The following is a 19,274-nucleotide window of genomic DNA, read 5'->3' as shown; positions in this document are numbered from 1 at the left end:
GTCGCCGGGAGCCTCCACAGGACGCGCCACCGCTCCATGGAGCCCGGTCACCTGGCCCGGTATGACGCAGCTCCATCCGAGCGTGCCACAAGACGGCGCCAGAGCCAGATAAGGCAGAGGCCTCCCTAGGGCTGCGGATCGTCGGTCAGGACATCGGATAGCTTCAAAATCTTGGTGGTCTTCCAACTGCCGAGCGCTAATCTTTCCCCTCCCGGTAGGAATGCAAGGCTCGACGCGTACTGAACCGGTCTGCGCCCGATCAAGACGAGGTCACTCGCCCTGAAGAATTCGAACATGCCGGATGAGAACGTGCCAATGTACCGTCCATCGCCGGACCACACCAACTCGCCCCTCCAACTGCCTGCTCCGAGCGGAATGCTGCTTGTGATAATCTGGCCATCGGACGCGCGGGCTATATGCAGCCGTCGTTGATCAAACGCCTGCAACAGACCGATTTGGGTCCCATCCGGCGACAAGGCGGCCGACTGCATGAGCCACCCGAAGGAAAAAATTCGTGTCGTCTCCGGCGAGAAGGGCCAATGGCGAAGCGAGACGTAGCCGGGCAACATGGTGTTCTCTTCTGGCGGGATCTTGATCGAGTGTTGTACGCGCCAGACGCGGCGGTTCTGGTCGTGTGTGATCTTCTCGATCATCTCCCCGGGAAGATGTTCCTGTCCTAGGATCGCGTTGTCGCTCGCACGCCTGATCGTAAGGGTGCCGTCCCAAGACCCGTCTACTAGTTTGTCCCCGCTTGAGGAAAAGCAAACATTGCTTCCTTCGCCATCCTTCTGGTTCTTGTGGTCGCGCAGTATCTCACCCGTAAAGGTGTCGATGACCAAGATCCTGCCGCCGGTGGACTTCACCGCCAACGCTGCCCCGTTCGGCGAGAAGGCAGCGTAGGATAGGTTCGGCATTGGCTTGGCGGTTGCCAAGCGCCGACGTGCCGCGAGATCGATCACGACCACGTTCTGGCCGACACAAACGAGCAGGCGACCATCGTCCGAAAACGATAGGTCGTATGCGGCCGGCCAGTTCAAGCGAGGCGACTTCATAGGTCGAGCTTGATCTGATTCCGAAGCCTCCACAATGGGTCGGACACGGACTGGTTGCGGCCGCGTCTGCAAGTCGTGACTTACCTAGCGTGATCCGGCTCGGGCTTGCCCTTCGCCAAGTTGCGAAGATGATGTCGATCCGCGCAACGGCGTCCAAGGCCAAAGGAACAGCCGTATTTATTGCTGTCTCCAGTGACGTGTCGTGAGCGGTCGCTTCGGCATTGGCCATTTTGAAGGACTTGCGCCTCGCCTATAGTGCCAGCATGCGCGATCCGGACCCGACGTCCCTCTCCTTCGCCGCGGATGGCGCGGAAATCTGCGCCGGCCTCGTAGCCGATGAGCTCGGCGTTCTCCTCGTCGCTCTGCGGGATCTGCCGCGCGACCAGCCCGGCGTTCGCATCCAGGGCAGGAACGCGCTCAGCTCGCTCCTGGCGCCGGAGGGGCCGATCGGCTCGGCTGCGGCGGCGGTCCTTCAAAGGCCCTGCCGGACGGTCCGGGCCGTGCTCTTCGACAAGACGGCCGAGACGAACTGGGCACTCGCCTGGCATCAGGACCGTACGATCTCAGTCCGCGCGCGACGGGAGGTCGACGGGTTCGGACCCTGGACGGTCAAGGCCGGGCTGCTGCACGTCGCGCCGCCCTTTGCGCTTCTGGCGCGCATGGCGACGCTGCGGATCCATCTCGACGACGTCCCGCCGACCAACGCGCCGCTGCTGATCGCGCCGGGATCGCACCGCCGCGGCCGGATCGCGGTCGGCGAGGTCGACTCCGTCGTCCGGCAATGCGGCGTCCACGCCTGCCTCGCCCGGGCCGGCGACGTCTGGCTCTATTCGACCCCGATCCTCCACGCCTCGGAACGGGCGAGCGAGCCGGCGCATCGCCGCGTCCTGCAGGTCGACTATTCGCCCGACGAGCTGCCGGCCGGCCTCGAATGGCAGGGCGTTTGAGAGGCTTTCGCCTTCTCTCGTCCCGGCCGCCGCAGTGCCGCCCGGCCGAGGCCGCGATGCGGTCTGGCGCGCCGTCCAATAGTCTCTATTCTCGCGGTCTCGCCTGGTGGAGGCCAACCCGATGACGCTGCTTCGAATCGCGACAACCTCGCTGGCAACGCTCGAGGATTTCGCGCCGCCTTACAATCTCTCCCATCCGGATCCGGACGCCACCTTCGCCCGCGGGCTGGACCTCGTCGATGCCGCCGGCGCCATGAAGGCGGACCTCGTCTGCCTGCCGGAGACGTTCAAGGCCGCCGGCCTGCCGGCCTCGCGCATCCGCGAACTGGCCGAGCCACTCGACGGCCCGTCGATCCGCATCCTTGCCGAGCGTGCGAGGCGGCACCGCATGCATATCGTTGCCGGCCTGTTCGCGTGGATCGACGGCGAAATCCACAATGTCGCCGTGCTGATCGATCGCGACGGCCGGCTCGTCGGCACCTATTCGAAGAAGCATCCGACGGAAGGCGAGATCGAGGGCGGCGTGACGCCCGGCTCCGCCTCGGCCGTTTTCGAGACCGATATCGGGCGGATCGGCCTTGCCATCTGCTTCGATCTCAACTGGCGCGAGCTCTGGGCGCAGATGAAGGAAGACGGCGCTGACATCGTCTGCTGGCTCTCCGCCTATGAGGGCGGCTTCCCGCTGCAGGCCTATGCCTGGCTGCACGGCTTCACAATCGTCTCATCGGTGCAGTCCTACGCCGGCAAGATCATCGACCGAAGCGGCCGCATCCTCGCCGCCACCAGCCGCTGGGGGCGGCTGACCAGCTGGGATTTCGACACCGGCAAGCGCTGGCTGCACACGGACGGGCAGGGCGAGGCAATCCTCGCCGTCCAGAAGACCTATGGCGACCGGCTGCGCGTCGAGACCTTCGGCGAGGAGCACGTGTTCTCGATCGAGAGCCGCGATCCGGCGCTCGCCGCCGACGATGTCGTGCGGGAGATGGGTCTCGTCACGATCGAGGACTACATCTCCCGGTGCGACGCGGCGCAGCGTGCCGGGCGCCGCGCCTGAGGCACAGGGCTCACGACTTCGGTTCGAGCCCATTTTGCTTGGCGACGAAATCGGCGAGCATCGGCACATATTTCTCCGCCTCGCCGGCCGCTGCCATCGCGGCGAACTGGTTCTTCACGGCCGAGCCGAGCGGATCGACGACGCCCGCCGCGTCGGCCATGCTGCCCAGATAGCGCAAATCCTTATAGGCGTTCGAAATGGTGAAGCGGTGGGCGTTCTCGTCCCGCGTGATCACGTAGGTCATGAAGGTATCGTAGAAGCCGCAGCGCATCCGGCCCTGACCAATGACCGAATGGAAGGTCTCAGCCGAGATGCCGACCTTGTCGCCCAGAGCCAGCGCCTCGGAATAAAGCGCCGCATAGCCGAGCGAGAGGAAATTGTTGATCAGCTTCATCTTGTGGCCGGCGCCGACCGGGCCGACATGCACGATGGTCGCGGCCCAGCAGGCGATGAGCGGCTTGACCTGCTCGAAGACCGCGGGATCGGCGCCGACAAGCGCCTGAAGCGTGCCGGCGGCCGCGCCGGCTGGCGTACCGCCCAGAGGGGCATCGACGAGATGAACGCCGGCTGCTTCCAGTCTGGCGGCGAGCCGGACCGTGGAGGTAGGCTCCGCCGTCGATGTGTCGATGACGACCAGACCCGGGCGCGCGCCGGCCAGGATACCGCCGGTGCCCTCGATCAGGGCTTCGACTTCGGGCGAGCCGGTGACGCAGAGGAAGATGACGTCACATTCGCGCGCCATCTCCTCCGCCGTCCCAACCTCATTGGCGCCCAGCGCGACAAGGCGATCCACCGCCTCGCGCCGCCGATTGGCCATGACCGTCAGGGCATTGCCCTTGACCAACAGATTGGTGGCCATGCCCTCGCCCATATAGCCGAGCCCGATGAAACCGACCCGTTTCGTGGCCATTGCTCTCTCCTCCCAGCATGACAAATCGCCTTGGCCCGAAATTGGGATTCTTCGGCGACCTAAATTGGTTTAAAGGCGATAGCACAGACAAGCGGGGCAAGGCGACCAGGAGAAGATATGGCCGATCCGCAGGCGCCTCCGGAGCCTTCGAGCGAGCCGGATGACGCAGTGCTGCCACAGCGCGGCCTGACCTTGCGCATGCTTGGCGACAGGCTCGGCCTTTCGACGGCGACCATCTCGCTGGCTCTGCGCGATTCGCCGCTCGTCGCCGAGGCGACGCGGGATCGCGTGCGCGCCTTCGCCGAGGAGATCGGCTATGTGGCCAATCGCTCGGCGGCGAGCCTCAGAACCGCGCGCACCAATATGGTCGGCGTCGTCGTCCATGATGTGGTCAATCCCTATTTCGCCGAGATCTTTCGCGCGCTGGAGGCGGCGCTGAACGCGCAATCCCTGGCCATCATGATCTGCAATCATGCCGACGATGTCGGCCGGCAGCGTACCTTTGTGGAGACGCTGATGCAGCATCGCGCTGACGGGTTGATCATGTGCCCCGCCGCAGGGACTTCCGAGAGTGAGGTGTTGCGCATCGTGCGGACGGGCCTGCCCTTCGTCATGATCTGCCGCGATGTCGGCGACATCGGCGTTCCGGTGGTGCGGGGCGACGATTTCGCCGGGGGATTGGCGCTGACGCGGCATCTGATAGCGATGGGGCATCGACGCATCGCCTTTGTCGGCGGCAGGCGGCTGACCAGCGCCGGGCACGAGCGCCATGCCGGCTATGTCGAAGCCCATCGCGAGGCAGGGCTGGCCGTCGATCCAGCGCTGGATATTGCCGAGGCGATGACGCAGCGCGACGGACGGGATGCCGCGCCGGCTCTGCTGGCGCTTGGTCCGCGGCCGACGGCGATCTTCGCCTTCAATGATCTCGTCGCCTTCGGGCTGATGTCGGCGCTTCGCCGCGCCCGTATCGAGCCCGGCCGTGATATGGCCGTCGCTGGCTATGACGACACCGATGGGGCGGCCTGGACGACACCGTCGCTCACCTCGGTCCACAATGTGCCGGAGGAGATTGGCCAACGCGCCGCAGCTCTGCTCAAGGACCAGATCGCCGGCATCGCGGGTAGGCCTGAGCGAATCCTCATCGAACCAATCCTGCGGGTCCGTGAATCGACCCGCCCCGCCTGAACGACCAATATCTCCAGGGAGAGAAAGATATGTCACGGCCCCACCTGTTGATGCCCGGCCGAATGCCGAAGGATGTCAACGACGCGCTCGACGCGCATTTCATCGTGCACCGGATCTATGAGTTGGTCGATCACGAGGCTGCGCTGGCCGAGATCGCACCGCAGATCCGGGCCGTCGCGGCTTCCGGTACCGTCGTCGGGGCGGAACTGATCGATGCGCTGCCAGGGCTCGAGATCATCGCCAGCTTCGGCGTCGGCTATGACAATGTCGATGCGCGCTATGCGGCGGGGAAGGGGATCATCGTCACCAACACGCCGGACGTGCTGACCGAGGAGGTGGCGGATACGGCGCTCGGCCTGTTGCTGATGACCGTGCGTGAATTCGGCGCCGCGGAGCGTTATCTCCGCGCCGGACGCTGGCTGGAATCGGCCTATCCGCTGACCGCGACCCTGCGGGATCGCAGCGTCGGCATTGTCGGTCTCGGCCGGATCGGCAAGGCGATCGCGCGGCGGATCGAGGCGTTCGGCATCCCGGTTGCCTATCACAATCGCCGGCCCCAGGAGGACGTGGGCTATCCCTATTATGACGATCTGCTCGCGATGGCGCGCGATGTCGATACGCTGATCAGCGTGCTGCCCGGCGGGGCCACGACCGACCGGTTGATCGGACGAGCCGTGTTCGACGCGCTAGGACCGCGCGGCGTCGTCATCAACATCGGCCGCGGCAGCGTCGTCGATGAGGAGGCGCTGATCGAGGCGCTTGCCGAGCGGCGGATCCACGCCGCCGGGCTCGACGTGTTCGAGAAGGAGCCACATGTGCGGCCGGAGCTGATGGCGCTCGACAATGCCGTGCTGCTGCCGCATGTCGGCTCGGCGTCGTTACATACGCGACATGCGATGGGGCAGCGCGTGGTCGACAATCTCATCGCGTGGAACGAGGGCCAGCCGCCCATCAGTCCGGTGCCCGAGACGCCGTTCCACGGCTGGACAGCCCGAGGCTGAAGGCGGGCGCGGAAGCACGACTTTCGCACCGCAACAACGACGGCTATGCTTTGTATGCAGGTCCGGCGCCCAGCCGGACTTCAGCGGCGGGGAATTTGCTCACCATGCATGAGAGCAGTGGCTATTTCGGCCTGATCGTCGGCAACCTTACCTATATCGTGGTTGGCATCTCCTGGCTGCTAACGAATATTATGTGGCTTCGGATCGTCGCCGTGATCGGCCTCTGCCTGGAGATCACCTATATGTCGCAGCAGCCCGGCGGTCCCGTATGGACCACGATGGGCTGGGACACGGTCTTCATCACTATCAACCTGGTGCAACTGGCGATCCTCGTCCGCGACCGGCTGAGTCTTCGCCTCACCAAGGAGGAGAGGGTGTATCTGAAGCCGGTGCTGGAAAGGCTCGACAAGGCCCAGATCGCGCGGATGCTGCGCACCGGCGGCTGGAAGACCTTTGAGCCCGGTGAGGTGCTGACGCGCGAGGGCGAGTCCGTCCGCGACCTCGTTCTCCTTTGCGCTGGTCGCGCCGAGGTGCGGGTCCACGACACCTTGATCGCCCATATAAGCCCTGGCGTGTTCATCGGCGAGATCGCCTTCACCACGGGCCGCGGCGCGACAGCGACGGTTACGATCAGCGAAACCAGCCGCGTCCTGGCGCTCGACCAGGAGAAGCTGCGGGCGCTCTGCAAGCATGACCAGCAGATTGCGTCCGCGATCTATCATTTGCTGGGCGGTGGGCTCGCCGACAAGATGCATGCCTCCAACGAGCGGCAGCATCCGGCGGCAGAGGGAGCGAAGGCGCCCTGATCGGCTTCCCGCTACAGCGAGAAGCCACCATCCGCCGAATAGCACTGGCCCGTGGTGTAGCTTGCCTCGTCGGAAGCGAGATAAACGGCGAGCCAGGCGATTTCGTCGGCCTCGCCGAGGCGAGCCATGGGCTGGCGGTCGATGAACTGCTGGCGGATCTCGTCGACCGACTTGCCGGTCTTGGCCGCCTGCTCGGCGATGCGGCCATCGAGCGAGGGAGACTGGATGGTGCCCGGCGCGATCGCGTTCACGCGCACACCTTGGCGGATATGGTCGGCGGCGACCGCTTTGGTGAGGCCGATCACCGCGGCCTTGGAGGCGCCATAGGCATAGCGGTTGGCAATGCCGCGGATCGAACTGGCGCCCGAGGCGATGTTGATGATCGAGCCCGAATTGCGCTCGAGCATGCCGCCCAGAAACGCGCGGATCGTGCGGTGCATCGACTTCACATTGACGTCGAAGGAGAAGTCCCAGTCCTCGTCGGACGTGGTGAGCGCGGTGCCGTGATGGACGAAGCCGGCGCAGTTGAACAGGACGTCAATCGGGCCGATCCTGCTCGCCAGCGCGTCGATCGCCTCGGTCGAGCGGACGTCGAGTGCATGGGTCTCGGCGATGCCGTGATCCTTGAGGTCGGCAAGCAACGCCGCCTTCAGGTCAGTCGCGACGACATGGGCGCCTTCGGCCGCGAAGGCTATGGCGGTAGCGCGGCCGATGCCGGCCCCCGCTGCGGTCAGGAAGGCGCGCTTGCCTTTCAGGCGATCGGTCATGGTCGTTTCCTCGGATTATGTCGTTGATTGATTGTCGCGGTCAGGCCCGCAACGATTCCAGCGGGCGAATCTGGCGGCCGTCGGGGCCGAAATTGAGCGGGTCGAGCCAGGCTTCGAAGGCCGCCTTGGCGTGCGGCCATTCATGGTCGAGCATGGAAAACCAGGCTGTGTCGCGGTTATGGGCCTTGATGATCATATGCTGGCGGAAAATGCCCTCGAAGGTGAAGCCGAGGCGCAGCGCGGCGCGGCGCGAGGGAGCGTTGAGCGCGTTGCATTTCCATTCGTAGCGACGGTAGCCGAGGTCCTCGAAGGCGTGGCGGGCCATCAGATACATCGCCTCCGTCGCGCCGATCGTGCGCTGCAGGGCCGGCGTATAGAGGATGTTGCCGACTTCGACGACGCGGTCGGCCGGCGTGATGCGCATGAAAGTCGCATGGCCAACGGCACGGCCGCTTCCGGTTTCGACGATCGCGAAGAGCAGTGGGTCGTCCTTTGTCGCGGCGGCGGCGTAATACTGCTCGAAGGCGGCCATATCCGCGAAGGGACCCTGAGCGAGATAGGCGAAGAGCCCTTCATTCTCGCTGCCGGCCGATAGATCGAACAGATCGCGCGCATGGTCGGCGACGCCGAACGGGACCAGCGCAACGTGCTGGCCTTCGAGACGCGTGCGCGACGGACGTGCGGCCGGGCGCGTATCGACTTCATCGCCGATGGGTAGCGGAGGGTTGGTCATGTCAGCGATGCAACCTGCACCCCTGGGGGCCTAGGCCGCCCGTCATCTTCCGCGATACCGCTATCATGCCGCGAACCTCCCGATTCCTCGAGGTGATCCTAGCGGCGAATGAGGTTGGCGCGAAAGGGGAGCGTCACGACTTTCTCGGCGGCGGCTGGAGGCCGCGGCGTTCGAGTTCGGCGAGCACGCTGGCCGGAATTGCGCGGCAGCCGCATTCGCGGGCGTGCTCGACATGCCAGGCGACGCGCTCTTCCAGAGTCGCCTTGTTCGGCATCGGGTGGGTGTCGTGCCAGATCCGGTTCATCGGCGCGTCAGAGCGAGAGCTCAACCTCCCATTGCGCGCCGAGTTCGACACGGATCGCGGTGGCGATCGCCTCGCCCTCGCTTCGCCAACGCTGCTCGGCTCCGGGGTTCGGAAAGGCCGAGCGCGCCGGATCCTTGGCGTCATAGGTCGCGTCGAGCGCGTCGACCCAGGTCTCGATGCGGTCGGCGAGATCGTCGGATAGGTCGAGGTCATCGATGTCGACGACCTCGTCCTCCTTGCGGTCGGAGACGATCCACAGCGGTTCGCTCAACCATCGCGGCGCGATGCGAAGCTTCGGCATGGATCGCTCCTGACTGGATCAGTGGTTGTCGCGCGGAATGCCCATTTCCTGCGCCACATGCTGATACTTCACGGCCGGCTTCAGCACCATGCCCTCGTCGAACTGGTCGACCAGCATGCGCTGGATTTCCTGCCAGGGCGTCTGATTGCCCGGGAAGTGGAAGCCGCCATTCTTCGAAAGCTCGGCGCGGCGTTCGGCCAACTCGTCCTCGGAGACGAGCATGTTGACCGTGCCCTTCTTGAGGTCGACGCGAACGCGGTCGCCGGACTTCAGGATCGCGAGACCGCCATTCACCGCCGCCTCTGGCGAGGCGTTGAGGATGGAGGGCGAGCCCGACGTGCCGGACTGGCGGCCGTCGCCGATGCAGGGAAGCGAATGGACGCCGCGCTTGATGAGCGATGCGGGCGGCTGCATGTTCACGACCTCGGCACCGCCCGGATAGCCGATCGGGCCGGCGCCGCGCATGACGAGCAGCGTATATTCGTCGATGCCCAGCGCGGGATCCTCGATCCGGTGGTGATAGTCCTCGGTGCCCTCGAATACGACCACGGGGCCCTCGAAGGCATCCGGATCGTCGGGATTGGACAGATAGCGGTCGCGGAATTCCGCAGTGATCACGCTTGTCTTCATGATCGCGCTGTCGAAGAGGTTGCCACGGAGCACGAGGAACCCAGCTTCCTTCACCAGGGGCTTCTCATAGGGAAGGATCACGTCCCAATCCTGGCTTTCCTTGCCGCGGCAATTGTCCGCCAGGCTCTTGCCATTGACCGTCATCGCGTCGCGGATCTTGCCTTGCTTCACGAGCTCGTTGACGACCGCGGGGACGCCGCCGGCGCGGTGATATTCCTCGCCGAGATATTTGCCGGCCGGCTGCAGATTGACGAGCAGCGGGATCGAATAGCCAATCGTCTGCCAGTCATCCATTTCGATCGGGACGCCGGCGTGCTTGGCGATGGCGTTGATATGGATCTGTGCGTTGGTCGAGCCGCCGATCGCCGAATTGACGACGATGGCGTTCTCGATCGCCTCGCGGGTCAGGATGTCGGAAGGCTTCAGATCCTCCCAGACCATTTCGACGGCGCGCTTGCCCGTCTCATAGGCGATCTGGCCGCGCTCACGGAGCGGCGCTGGAATGGCGGCGCAGCCGGGCAGCGACATGCCAAGCGCCTCGGCCAGCGAATTCATCGTCGAAGCCGTGCCCATCGTGTTGCAATGGCCGACCGAGGGCGCCGCCGACGCGGCGATCTGCATGAATTCCTCATAGTCGATCTCGCCGGCGGCGAGCCATTCGCGCGCCTTCCAGACGATCGTGCCCGAACCGGAACGCTCACCCTTCCACCAGCCATTCAGCATCGGGCCGCCGGAAAGCACGATAGCCGGGATGTTGACCGTTGCCGCGGCCATGATGCAGGCGGGCGTGGTCTTGTCGCAGCCGGTCGTCAGGACGACGCCGTCAAGCGGATAGCCGTAGAGCACCTCGACGAGGCCGAGATAGGCAAGATTGCGATCGAGCGCGGCGGTCGGGCGCTTGCCGGTCTCCTGGATCGGATGGACCGGAAATTCCATGGCGAGGCCGCCGGCGGCCGTGATGCCGTCCCGCACGCGCTTGGCGAGGTCGAGATGGTGGCGGTTGCACGGTGACAGGTCCGAACCGGTCTGGGCAATGCCGATGATCGGCTTGCCCGACTGCAGCTCCTCGCGCGTCAGGCCATAGTTCAGGTAGCGCTCCATGTAGAGCGCCGTCATGCTCGGATTGTGGGGATTGTCGAACCAGGCCTTCGAGCGGAGCTGGCGCGGGGTGGTGGCGGACATGGTGACGTATCTCCCAATACTAATCGGTTTGATTTTGCCGGGAGGATGCGCTGAAACATCATACGAAATCAATGGGAGAGTGTCGGGGCTGGCGAAGATGTGAAAATCCCGCCAGAACAGACGCAACGAACCAAAGCCCCGGGAGGGTACTGAAATGCTGAGAAGCGTCGCCAATTTCGATCGAATCGGCGAGGAAAACGCCTTTGCCGTGCTGGCGCGTGCGACCGATCTCGCCCGGTCGGGGCGCGACATCATCAATCTGGGCATCGGCCAGCCGGACTTCCGCACGCCTGAACACATTGTCGAGGCGGCCGTGAAGGCGTTGCGCGACGGCCAGCATGGTTATACGCCGGCGACGGGCATCCTGCCGCTGCGCGAGGCGGTGGCCGCCGATGTGACAAAGCGGACAGGCGCGCCGGTCTCGCCGGAGAATGTCGTGGTCGTGCCCGGTGGCAAGGTGACGATGTTCGCGGCGATATTGATGTTCGGCGAGCCGGGCGCCGACATCCTCTATCCGGATCCGGGCTTCCCGATCTACCGCTCGATGATCGAGTTCACAGGCGCGCGGCCTGTGCCGGTGCCGATCCGCGAGGCCAACGGCTTCGCCTTCTCCGCCGAGGAGACGCTGGCGCTGATCACGCCGCAGACCCGGCTGCTCATCCTGAACTCGCCTGCGAACCCGACTGGCGGTGTCACGCCGAAGGCGGAGATCGACAAGCTGGTTGCCGGTCTCGCCAAATGGCCGGACGTCGCCATTCTCTCCGATGAGATCTACGGCCAGATGATCTATGACGGCCTCGCCCACACTTCGCTGCTCTCCTATCCGGAGATCGCTGACCGGGTGATCCTGCTCGACGGCTGGTCGAAGACTTATGCGATGACCGGCTGGCGGATGGGCTATTCGGTCTGGCCGGCGAGCCTCGTCGACAAGATCCGCAAGCTGGCCGTCAATTGCTGGTCCTGCGTCAACGCGCCGGCGCAATGGGCCGGCCTCGCGGCGCTCACCGGGCCGCAGGACGCAGCGCACGCCATGGTCGCCGAATTCGACCGGCGCCGAAAGGTCGTGGTGGAGGAGGTGAACCGCCTGCCGGGGGTTTCCTGCGCCACGCCGAGGGGCGCGTTCTACGCCTTCCCGAATATCGCCGCGACCGGCTGGAAGGCGAAGCCGCTGGCCTCCGCGCTGCTCGAGGAAGCGGGCGTTGCCACCATCGGCGGCCCGGATTTCGGCGTCTTTGGCGAAGGCTATATCCGCCTCTCCTATGCCAATTCGACCGAAAACATCATCAAGGCGGTCGAGCGGATCGGCGCCTTCCTGGAGTCGAACGCCAAGGCGGCGTGAGGATAAGGAAGACCTCCCCCCGGCCCCTCCCGCTCGCGGGAGAGGGCCGAAGGCGGAGGTTTGCCTTACGCCGCCGCGCTGGCGACCGTCTGCTCGATCGTCGTCTTCAATTGACCATCGATCCCGAGGCGGGCGGCCAGCATGTCGAGATAGCCGCGCTCGGCCGGCGTGTCGGCGGTGATGGCGAGCAGCGAGGCGGCGTAGAGCTGGATGGCGTGCTCGGGACCCGTCGCCGAATCGACGACCTTGTTGAAGTCGAGCGGCGCTGCGAATTCGGCGGCGAGGAAGGCCTGCTCCTCTGATGTCAGGCCGCCCTCGGAGATCTTGCCGAGGATCTTCTGCTTTTCCTGATCATCGATTTTGCCGTCCGCCTTCGCCGCCGCGATCATCGCGACGAGGATCGAGCGGGCGCGGGCGTCGTCGCCGGCGGCCGGCGCGGCGGAGGTCGGGGCCGCGGGCGGGATCGGCGCCGGCGCGGATGGGTTGTTGACCTTGTATTGCTGGTACGCCTTGTAGGCGAGCGTGCCGATGGCGGCGAGGCCGCCCAGCGTGAGGGCATCCGCCTTCAGCTTCGGCCCCTTGCCGCCGAGCAGCACCGAGGCGAGGCCGCCGGCAATGACGGTCGAGAGTCCGGGATTGTTCTTGGCATAATCCGTGACCTGACCGACCACGCCGCCAAGGCCGCCGCTCCCGGATTGGCCGCCGGACTGGCTGCCAGTGAGGCCGCCGAGAGCGTTGTTCAAGATGTCGCCGAGGCCGCCCGCGCCGCCGCCGGTGCCACCAGCGCCGCCGAGCGCTTTGCCCAGCACGTCGCCGAGGCCGCCGGCCGATCCTCCCGCGCCTCCACCGCCACCGAGCGCGCTATTGAGGATATCGCCGATCCCGCCAAGACCGGCGGCAGCTCCGCCTCCATCGGATGTGCCGCCGGTCGAGCTCGCACCGGCACCGAGGAACTGGTCCAGCAGCCTCTTGCTGTCGATCATGGTCGTCTCCTCTCGTTCGGTTCACCCGCATGGGCCCGATCGGAGGTAGTGAGCCCTTTCGGCGACGACAAGACAAGCCGTCGCCGATCGAAGGGTGAACGCGGTCACACGGCCCCGAGCGCCGCGGCCTCCTTAGCAAGCGCGGTGATCGCCGCCCAGTCGCCCGCGGCGACGGCGGCGGCGGGCGCTACCCAGGATCCGCCGACGCAGACGACATTCGGCAGCGACAGATAGGAATGGGCATTCTTGAGACCGACGCCGCCGGTCGGGCAGAAGACCAGGCCCGGCAGCGGCGAGGCGAGGGCCTTGATGTAGCTGGCGCCGCCGGCCTGCTCGGCCGGGAAGAACTTGGCGGCGCCATAGCCTTCCTCCAGCAGCGTCATCGCCTCGCCGGCGGTGGCAATGCCGGGCAGGAGGGGCACGGGCGAGCCGCTCGCATGGGCGAGCAGCTTCGGGCTGGCGCCGGGGCTGACCAGGAAGGTCGAGCCGGCGGCGACCGCCGCGTCGAACTGCTTTGGGTTCAGGATGGTGCCGGCGCCGACATTGGCTCCCTCGACCTCGCCCTTGATGGCGCGGATGCAGTCGAGGGCCGAGGCCGTGCGCAGCGTTACCTCCAGCGCCGTCAGCCCGCCGGCGACGAGCGCGCGTGCCAGCGGGATGGCGGTATGGAAGTCCTCGATGATGAGGACGGGGACCACGGGCGCGGCCTTGAGGACGGGCAGGAGACGTTCGAGATTCTGGGTCATGGATTTTCTTCTGGCCGGAGGTTCAGCGGGGAAAGAGGCGCTTTCTCTCCCTCTACCACACGCCCTTGTGGCACCGCAAAATTGCGTTTATCCCTTGCTTCATCACCCCTATGCGGATCGGAAGGACGCGCTGGCATGAGCCTTCAATCATCTCCGGACAAGACGTTGGCTTTGGCCGCCTGGCCGACAGCTTCATCGCGCGTGCTGCGCTTCGGCGTGCTCGCCCTGGTCGGCTCGGCGCTGCTCGCCCTCGCGGCCAAGACGCAGGTGCCGTTCTGGCCTGTGCCGCTGACCATGACGACCTTCGCGGTCTTCATGATCGGCGCCGCCTATGGTTCGCGCCTCGCGCTGGCGACCGTGCTGCTCTATCTCGCGGAAGGCTTTGCCGGCATTCCGGTCTTTGCCGGCCCGGTCGCCGGCCCAGCCTATATGATGGGGCCGACCGCCGGCTTCCTCTGGGGCTATGCCGTTGCGGCCTTCCTGATCGGCCTTGCGGCGGACTATGGCTGGTCGCGCTCGACACCGAAGATGGCGCTCGCCTTCTTCGCCGGTGACGCCGTGCTGTTCGCCATGGGCTTCGTCTGGCTCGCCTTCTTCGCAACGCTCTCCAGCGGCGCGGTCGGCCTCGGCGCTTCGGCGGCCTTTGCCAAGGGCGTGCTGCCATTCCTGCTGGGCGACGCGCTGAAGATCGCTCTCGCCGCGTTCCTCGTGCCTGCCGGCTGGACGCTGCTCGGCAAGCTGCGCGGCTGATTTCGCTTCGCTGTGCCGCGATAGAAGGCCTCGCCGCTTGCGGCGGGGCCTTTTCTTTGAGCGGCTTCCAACAACAAAAGACCCCCGACAAGGCGTCGGGGGTCGGAGATTGCTATCGCGGATAGGATAAGTGGCAGCCCGCCATAGCGGGCCGTCTTTTCCGCTGCCTCAGGCTGCTTTCGCCTCGATCTGCTTCGAGCCGACATTGCCATTGGCGATCGCGATCTTCCGCGGCTTCATGGCTTCCGGAATCTCGCGTACGAGATCGACGTGGAGAAGGCCGTTCTCCAGGCTTGCGCCCTTCACTTCGACATGGTCGGCGAGCTGGAATCGGCGCTCGAAGGAACGGCCGGCGATGCCGCGATAGAGCACCTCGCCATTCTTGCCTTCCTCGGCGACCTTCTCGCCCTTGACGGTCAGCGCATTCTCACGCGACTCGATCGATAGCTCGCTCTCGCCGAAGCCGGCCACCGCCATGGTGATGCGATAGGCGTTCTCGCCGGTGCGCTCGATATTGTAGGGTGGATAGCCCGGAACGCCTGCCTCGACGCCCGTTGCCTGATCGAGCAGCGAGAAAAGACGGTCGAAGCCGACGGTGGAGCGATAGAGGGGGGTCAGGTCAAAACTACGCATGTTGTCCTCCTTAGAGAGCGACGGTTTGCTGATGTCTCACCCGGAATTTCGCCATTGGCCGAACCCGGGCAGCTGGTGCGGACCCGTATTGGCGCCCGCAACGCTGATGTGGGTAGGGCATTTCCCGCCGTCAAGAGCCGCCTGAACGGTACATGAACGGTGTCTTCCGGTTGGGTTCAGCCGCGCGGGCCTATTCCTCTCGCCATACCGACGGCGAAGGGATCGCCGCCCGGCCGAACCACGGAGTTCCATCATGTTCAAGGCCATCGCCCTCGCAGCCATCCTTGCCGGTGCCGTCGTCGCTCCCGCTGCCGCCCAGAGTTTCGACCCGAATTATGCCGGTGGACCGCAAGCCGGCAATTGGGACGGTAATGGCCGTGGCGGTCCTGGTTGGGATGGCAATGGCCGCGGTGGCCCCGGTGGGCCGCAGGGCGATTTCCGCCGCCCCGACCGCTACGATTCGCTGCCGCCCCGGCAGATCGCCCGCATCCTTCGCTACCAGGGCTATTTCGGCGCCGACATCCTGAACCGCCGTGGCGACGTCTTCATCGTCCGGGCCGCCTCGCGGGGCCGTGATTTCATCCTGGTCGTCGATTCGCGTTCGGGCGATGTGCTGCGCGCCCGGCCGGCCGGTCCGTCCTGGAACGGCGGCAATGGTTGGCATGGTGGCTGGGGACAGGACTGGCGCCGCTGGTAGGCGCTGACGGAGTCGGCCGATCGATCCGCCGCCCGCACCAAGATCGGCCGTCCGGCCGGCGACGCCCATCGCGGCGTCGCCGGCCTCGCTTTTTCCGGAACGTCCGTGTCATGGGCGCGCGAACATGCTCTAAGAGAGCGATCCTCGTTTGCAGCCGACGCCATGGAATTCGCCGCACTTCCCGAAAATCCCATTCCCGACGGAATGGTCGCCCAACCTGTCGTCACGCCCGACGGGGTGCGGCTCCGCTCTGCCTACTGGCGGCCGCTGGGCCCGACCAAGGGCACGGTCTGCCTGTTTCCGGGCAGGGCCGAATCGATCGATCGCTATTTCGAGGTCGTGCGCGAGCTGCTCGCCCGCCGTTTCGCCGTCGCGGCGATGGATTGGCGCGGACAGGGCGGTTCGGAGCGCCGGTTGCGCAATCCCGACAAGGGACATGTCGACGATTTTGACGAGTATGAGAGCGACCTCGAGGCGTTCCATCAGCAGGTCGTGCTGCCCGATTGTCCGCCGCCCTATTTCGCGCTGGCCCATTCGACCGGTGCGCTCGTCTGTCTTCGGGCGGCGCGCCGCTCGCGCCTGACCTTCGCGCGTATGGTCCTGACGTCGCCATTGATCGATTTCGGCTCGCTCGCCCCGTCGCGCCGCCTCGTCCGTCTTGCGGCAGGGTCTTTGTCGCTCCTCGGTCTCGGCGACGCCTGGCCACCCGGAGCGGCGCTGGCCCGCGTTGAAGCCAAGGGCTTCGACGGCAATCCCCTGACCGGCGACCGGATACGCTTCGATCGCAACCGCGCCATTGCTCGCGCCATGCCGCGCCTCACCATCGGACCGCCGACGATCGGCTGGATCCATGCCGCATGCCGGGCGATGGACGAGGCGGCGACGCCGGAATTTCCCGCCTCCGTCCGCATTCCGACGTTGATCGTCGTCGGCGGTGAGGACGGTATCGTCTCGCCGCTCGCCATCGAGCGTTTCGTGCGCGAGATGCGGCTCGGCTCGCAGATCGTCATTCCCGGCGCGCGCCACGAGATCCTGATGGAGCGCGATCCGCTCCGGGGGCTGTTCTGGGCGGCCTTCGACGCCTTCGTGCCCGGAAGCGATGTCTGACGGCGCTATCGATTGAGCATTTCGAGGATCGTGTCATGCAGCCGCGGATCGCCGCTCGCCACGACGCGGCCGCCTGAGGCGGCCGATCCGCCTTCCCAATTGGTGACCCGCCCGCCGGCGCCCTCGATCACCGGGATTAGCGCGACGATGTCGTAAGCATGCAGCCCGGTCTCGATGACGGCATCGACATGGCCGGCGGCGACCATGCAATAGGCGTAGCAATCGCAGCCATAGCGCACGAGACGGACGGAGCGTTCGACCCGGTCATAGGCCTCGCGGTCGGCGCCCTTGATGATCGCCGGCGTCGTCGTGAAAAGCGTTGCCTGGGCGAGGGAAGCGCAGCGGCGCGTGGCGAGATCGCGTGCGCCGCCGGGGCCTGAATAGCGCGCGCTCCGGCCGTCGCCTGCATAGCGCTCGCCCGTGAAGGGCTGCGCCATCATGCCGATCGATGGTATCCCGCCGGAGGTCAGGCCGATCAGCGTGCCCCATACGGGCAGGCCGGAGATGAAGGCGCGCGTGCCATCGATAGGATCGAGAACCCAGATCTTCTCGGCGTCGAGACGCTCCGAGCCGAATTCCTCGCCCATGATGCCGTGCTCTGGATAATGCTTGCCGATCAAGGCGCGGATCGCGAGTTCCGCGGCACGGTCGGCGATCGTCACCGGGTCGAAGCCGGATGCGTCCTTGTTATCGACCGAATCGAGCGATCGAAAATGAGGCATGATCGCTTTTGTGGCAGCGTCGGCGAGCTGATCGAGGAACGGAAGCAGCGCGGAATCGGTCATCGGGCAGGGTCTTTCGTCAGGCGGAGCGCACTGGAGCTATGGCCGCCTTGTGGGCGGCCACTAGCTAGGGGATTGATTGATAACGACTAATTTCATTTGCCGTGTTGGGCCACGACCAGCCCCTTCCGCCGATGTTGCCAAATTGCACAGCTATCGAACATTTGAAAAAATGCCTATTGCCAAGTTTGCAGTGCAAGCGCATTTTATTGCGGTGCGGTAGTTCGATTGGCGTCGAGTTACCGCTGCCCTCCTTGGGCGTTTCCTCCCTAGACTTGGGCCGCCTCGTTTCACGAGCGGCCCTTTTTCTTTGCCGATTTTCCTGTGGTTACTCCGCCGCGAGCGGGAAGGGATGGAGCCTGGCGTCGGGGAGGCTCGACAGGAGATGCACCAGCCGCAGCAGATCCGCCGCCACCGTGTGAAAGCTGGGACTTTTCTGCAGCGTGCGCTCGTTCATGTAGATGGCCCGGTTGACCTCGATCTGCAGGGCATGCACGCCGTGGCTCGGCCTGCCGTAGTGTTCGGTAATGAAGCCGCCGGCATAGGGCTTGTTGCGCGCGACGGAATAGCCTTCGCCGGCAAGGAATGCATAGGCCGCCTCGGACAATTCGGCGGCGCAACTGGCGCCATAGCGGTCGCCGAGCACGAAATCCGCCCGCATCCGTCCCGGTAGAGAGCGGATGGAAGACGGCATGGAGTGGCAATCGATCAGGACGGCATGGCCGAAGGCCTCGGAGGTCTTGGCGATCTCCGAGCGCAGCCGGTCGTGATAGGGCTTGTAGACCGTCTCGATCCGTTCCAACGCCGCGGCAACGGGGATCGGCTCGGCATAGATCTCGACGTTTTCCGAAACGACGCGTGCGATGGTGCCGAGGCCGCCGGCAACGCGCAGCGAGCGCGAATTGGCATAAGGTGGAAGCGCGCCGTCGAACATCTGCGGATCCAGCTCATAGGGCTCGCGGTTCACGTCGAGCCAGGCGCGGGGAAAATTGGCGCGCATGAGTGGCGCGCCGAACGGCACGACGCCGGCAAAGAGCTCGTCCACATAGCTGTCTTCCGAGCGGCGGATCGTCATCTCGTCGAGCCGGGAGGCCGCGAGGAAGTTCCGCGGGTAAATCGATCCGCTATGCGGCGAATTGAACAGAAACGGAATCCGCTGCTGTGCCGGCGCGAGCACCTCGAACAGGGGAACATGCTCGAACGCGTCGATCGTCTCTCTCCTCATACACCAGGCCGTCGGCCTTGCTGTGCATGTTGCCCTTGCGGCCGCCCACTGTCCATCGCGGCGATCCGGTTCTTCATGGCTTGAGGATTCACGCGATCTTTACCGGGATCGGATGTAAATCGATAACCACGTTCGGCGCG

At 65.5% G+C, this 19,274-nt stretch carries 21 protein-coding genes; 9 read left to right on the top strand and 12 right to left on the bottom strand.

What is annotated here, in order from left to right; genetic code table 11:
- Window positions 1-125: 125 nt before the first annotated feature.
- A complete protein-coding gene (locus OSH05_RS23945; RefSeq protein WP_133163186.1) occupies window positions 126-1,037 on the bottom strand; it encodes a WD40 repeat domain-containing protein in 912 nt (303 codons plus the stop codon).
- Window positions 1,038-1,273: 236 nt separating this feature from the next.
- On the opposite strand from OSH05_RS23945, the gene OSH05_RS23940 reads away from it, so the two are divergent.
- Window positions 1,274-1,999 (top strand): phytanoyl-CoA dioxygenase family protein, encoded by a 726-nt coding sequence (locus tag OSH05_RS23940; RefSeq protein ID WP_266353027.1) that lies wholly within the window; start codon window positions 1,274-1,276, stop codon window positions 1,997-1,999.
- A gap of 121 nt (window positions 2,000-2,120) precedes the next feature.
- Window positions 2,121-3,053, top strand: coding sequence for a carbon-nitrogen hydrolase family protein (locus OSH05_RS23935; protein WP_104221700.1), 933 nt, complete (start codon window positions 2,121-2,123; stop codon window positions 3,051-3,053).
- Window positions 3,054-3,063: 10 nt separating this feature from the next.
- Here the strand turns inward: OSH05_RS23935 and OSH05_RS23930 are convergent, their stop codons facing one another.
- Window positions 3,064-3,963 carry an NAD(P)-dependent oxidoreductase gene (locus OSH05_RS23930; protein WP_104221699.1) on the bottom strand — a complete coding sequence of 300 codons (900 nt, stop codon included), beginning with the start codon at window positions 3,961-3,963 and terminating at the stop codon, window positions 3,064-3,066.
- 117 nt (window positions 3,964-4,080) lie between these two features.
- On the opposite strand from OSH05_RS23930, the gene OSH05_RS23925 reads away from it, so the two are divergent.
- From OSH05_RS23925 to OSH05_RS23915, 3 genes are all read left to right on the top strand, one after another.
- Window positions 4,081-5,148 carry a LacI family DNA-binding transcriptional regulator gene (locus tag OSH05_RS23925; protein ID WP_323181498.1) on the top strand — a complete coding sequence of 356 codons (1,068 nt, stop codon included), beginning with the start codon at window positions 4,081-4,083 and terminating at the stop codon, window positions 5,146-5,148.
- 29 nt (window positions 5,149-5,177) lie between these two features.
- Complete coding sequence (locus OSH05_RS23920; RefSeq protein WP_104221349.1) at window positions 5,178-6,149, top strand: 2-hydroxyacid dehydrogenase; 972 nt, start codon at window positions 5,178-5,180, stop codon at window positions 6,147-6,149.
- A gap of 104 nt (window positions 6,150-6,253) precedes the next feature.
- Complete coding sequence (locus OSH05_RS23915) at window positions 6,254-6,955, top strand: Crp/Fnr family transcriptional regulator (RefSeq protein WP_104221348.1); 702 nt, start codon at window positions 6,254-6,256, stop codon at window positions 6,953-6,955.
- 11 nt (window positions 6,956-6,966) lie between these two features.
- Here OSH05_RS23915 and OSH05_RS23910 read toward each other — a convergent pair whose 3' ends face one another.
- From OSH05_RS23910 to OSH05_RS23890, 5 genes are all read right to left on the bottom strand, one after another.
- Window positions 6,967-7,722: an SDR family oxidoreductase gene (locus tag OSH05_RS23910; protein WP_104221347.1), complete on the bottom strand. Its 756-nt coding sequence runs from the start codon at window positions 7,720-7,722 to the stop codon at window positions 6,967-6,969.
- A 40-nt stretch (window positions 7,723-7,762) separates the two neighbouring features.
- On the bottom strand, window positions 7,763-8,455 hold the full coding sequence (locus tag OSH05_RS23905; protein ID WP_104221346.1) for a GNAT family N-acetyltransferase: 693 nt from the start codon (window positions 8,453-8,455) through the stop codon (window positions 7,763-7,765).
- A gap of 133 nt (window positions 8,456-8,588) precedes the next feature.
- Window positions 8,589-8,759, bottom strand: a complete 171-nt coding sequence (locus tag OSH05_RS23900) for a hypothetical protein (protein ID WP_165801730.1) — start codon at window positions 8,757-8,759, stop codon at window positions 8,589-8,591.
- Window positions 8,760-8,766: 7 nt separating this feature from the next.
- Window positions 8,767-9,060: a hypothetical protein gene (locus tag OSH05_RS23895; RefSeq protein ID WP_104221345.1), complete on the bottom strand. Its 294-nt coding sequence runs from the start codon at window positions 9,058-9,060 to the stop codon at window positions 8,767-8,769.
- Between the two features lie 18 nt (window positions 9,061-9,078).
- Entirely contained in the window at window positions 9,079-10,872 is a 1,794-nt protein-coding gene (locus tag OSH05_RS23890; RefSeq protein ID WP_104221344.1) for an IlvD/Edd family dehydratase, read from the bottom strand.
- A gap of 154 nt (window positions 10,873-11,026) precedes the next feature.
- Here OSH05_RS23890 and OSH05_RS23885 point away from each other — a divergent pair, with 154 nt between their 5' ends.
- On the top strand, window positions 11,027-12,211 hold the full coding sequence (locus OSH05_RS23885; RefSeq protein ID WP_104221343.1) for a pyridoxal phosphate-dependent aminotransferase: 1,185 nt from the start codon (window positions 11,027-11,029) through the stop codon (window positions 12,209-12,211).
- Window positions 12,212-12,276: 65 nt separating this feature from the next.
- Here OSH05_RS23885 and OSH05_RS23880 read toward each other — a convergent pair whose 3' ends face one another.
- Together OSH05_RS23880 and OSH05_RS23875 are read right to left on the bottom strand one after the other, a co-directional pair.
- Window positions 12,277-13,194: a tellurite resistance TerB family protein gene (locus tag OSH05_RS23880; RefSeq protein WP_104221342.1), complete on the bottom strand. Its 918-nt coding sequence runs from the start codon at window positions 13,192-13,194 to the stop codon at window positions 12,277-12,279.
- A 104-nt stretch (window positions 13,195-13,298) separates the two neighbouring features.
- The gene (locus OSH05_RS23875; protein WP_104221341.1) at window positions 13,299-13,940 is read right to left on the bottom strand and encodes a 2-dehydro-3-deoxy-phosphogluconate aldolase; all 642 of its coding nucleotides are present in this window, start codon (window positions 13,938-13,940) and stop codon (window positions 13,299-13,301) included.
- Between the two features lie 135 nt (window positions 13,941-14,075).
- On the opposite strand from OSH05_RS23875, the gene OSH05_RS23870 reads away from it, so the two are divergent.
- Complete coding sequence (locus OSH05_RS23870) at window positions 14,076-14,690, top strand: biotin transporter BioY (protein ID WP_104221340.1); 615 nt, start codon at window positions 14,076-14,078, stop codon at window positions 14,688-14,690.
- 168 nt (window positions 14,691-14,858) lie between these two features.
- On the opposite strand, the gene OSH05_RS23865 is transcribed toward OSH05_RS23870, so the two are convergent.
- Window positions 14,859-15,323 carry an Hsp20 family protein gene (locus tag OSH05_RS23865; protein ID WP_104221339.1) on the bottom strand — a complete coding sequence of 155 codons (465 nt, stop codon included), beginning with the start codon at window positions 15,321-15,323 and terminating at the stop codon, window positions 14,859-14,861.
- 253 nt (window positions 15,324-15,576) lie between these two features.
- Between OSH05_RS23865 and OSH05_RS23860 the strand changes: the two genes are divergently transcribed.
- Together OSH05_RS23860 and OSH05_RS23855 are read left to right on the top strand one after the other, a co-directional pair.
- Window positions 15,577-16,020: a hypothetical protein gene (locus tag OSH05_RS23860; RefSeq protein ID WP_104221338.1), complete on the top strand. Its 444-nt coding sequence runs from the start codon at window positions 15,577-15,579 to the stop codon at window positions 16,018-16,020.
- A 162-nt stretch (window positions 16,021-16,182) separates the two neighbouring features.
- The gene (locus OSH05_RS23855) at window positions 16,183-17,127 is read left to right on the top strand and encodes an alpha/beta fold hydrolase (protein ID WP_104221337.1); all 945 of its coding nucleotides are present in this window, start codon (window positions 16,183-16,185) and stop codon (window positions 17,125-17,127) included.
- A gap of 5 nt (window positions 17,128-17,132) precedes the next feature.
- On the opposite strand, the gene hisN is transcribed toward OSH05_RS23855, so the two are convergent.
- Together hisN and OSH05_RS23845 are read right to left on the bottom strand one after the other, a co-directional pair.
- Window positions 17,133-17,912, bottom strand: coding sequence for a histidinol-phosphatase (hisN, locus tag OSH05_RS23850; protein WP_104221336.1), 780 nt, complete (start codon window positions 17,910-17,912; stop codon window positions 17,133-17,135).
- A gap of 325 nt (window positions 17,913-18,237) precedes the next feature.
- Window positions 18,238-19,134, bottom strand: a complete 897-nt coding sequence (locus tag OSH05_RS23845; protein WP_104221335.1) for an N-formylglutamate amidohydrolase — start codon at window positions 19,132-19,134, stop codon at window positions 18,238-18,240.
- Window positions 19,135-19,274 lie beyond the last annotated feature (140 nt).

This window comes from Kaistia algarum, assembly GCF_026343945.1.
GTDB lineage: Bacteria > Pseudomonadota > Alphaproteobacteria > Rhizobiales > Kaistiaceae > Kaistia > Kaistia algarum.
This window is presented reverse-complemented; position numbering and strand designations above follow the sequence as displayed.

Coding starts and splice junctions, on each gene's coding strand:
- OSH05_RS23865 (WP_104221339.1), bottom strand. CDS start 15,323: ATGCGTAGTTTTGACCTGACCCCCCTCTATCGCTCCACCGTCGGCTTC.
- OSH05_RS23905 (WP_104221346.1), bottom strand. CDS start 8,455: ATGACCAACCCTCCGCTACCCATCGGCGATGAAGTCGATACGCGCCCG.
- OSH05_RS23925 (WP_323181498.1), top strand. CDS start 4,081: ATGGCCGATCCGCAGGCGCCTCCGGAGCCTTCGAGCGAGCCGGATGAC.
- OSH05_RS23880 (WP_104221342.1), bottom strand. CDS start 13,194: ATGATCGACAGCAAGAGGCTGCTGGACCAGTTCCTCGGTGCCGGTGCG.
- hisN (WP_104221336.1), bottom strand. CDS start 17,912: ATGACCGATTCCGCGCTGCTTCCGTTCCTCGATCAGCTCGCCGACGCT.
- OSH05_RS23855 (WP_104221337.1), top strand. CDS start 16,183: ATGGAATTCGCCGCACTTCCCGAAAATCCCATTCCCGACGGAATGGTC.
- OSH05_RS23900 (WP_165801730.1), bottom strand. CDS start 8,759: ATGAACCGGATCTGGCACGACACCCACCCGATGCCGAACAAGGCGACT.
- OSH05_RS23870 (WP_104221340.1), top strand. CDS start 14,076: ATGAGCCTTCAATCATCTCCGGACAAGACGTTGGCTTTGGCCGCCTGG.
- OSH05_RS23845 (WP_104221335.1), bottom strand. CDS start 19,134: ATGAGGAGAGAGACGATCGACGCGTTCGAGCATGTTCCCCTGTTCGAG.
- OSH05_RS23890 (WP_104221344.1), bottom strand. CDS start 10,872: ATGTCCGCCACCACCCCGCGCCAGCTCCGCTCGAAGGCCTGGTTCGAC.
- OSH05_RS23860 (WP_104221338.1), top strand. CDS start 15,577: ATGTTCAAGGCCATCGCCCTCGCAGCCATCCTTGCCGGTGCCGTCGTC.
- OSH05_RS23885 (WP_104221343.1), top strand. CDS start 11,027: ATGCTGAGAAGCGTCGCCAATTTCGATCGAATCGGCGAGGAAAACGCC.
- OSH05_RS23920 (WP_104221349.1), top strand. CDS start 5,178: ATGTCACGGCCCCACCTGTTGATGCCCGGCCGAATGCCGAAGGATGTC.
- OSH05_RS23935 (WP_104221700.1), top strand. CDS start 2,121: ATGACGCTGCTTCGAATCGCGACAACCTCGCTGGCAACGCTCGAGGAT.
- OSH05_RS23875 (WP_104221341.1), bottom strand. CDS start 13,940: ATGACCCAGAATCTCGAACGTCTCCTGCCCGTCCTCAAGGCCGCGCCC.
- OSH05_RS23895 (WP_104221345.1), bottom strand. CDS start 9,060: ATGCCGAAGCTTCGCATCGCGCCGCGATGGTTGAGCGAACCGCTGTGG.
- OSH05_RS23930 (WP_104221699.1), bottom strand. CDS start 3,963: ATGGCCACGAAACGGGTCGGTTTCATCGGGCTCGGCTATATGGGCGAG.
- OSH05_RS23915 (WP_104221348.1), top strand. CDS start 6,254: ATGCATGAGAGCAGTGGCTATTTCGGCCTGATCGTCGGCAACCTTACC.
- OSH05_RS23910 (WP_104221347.1), bottom strand. CDS start 7,722: ATGACCGATCGCCTGAAAGGCAAGCGCGCCTTCCTGACCGCAGCGGGG.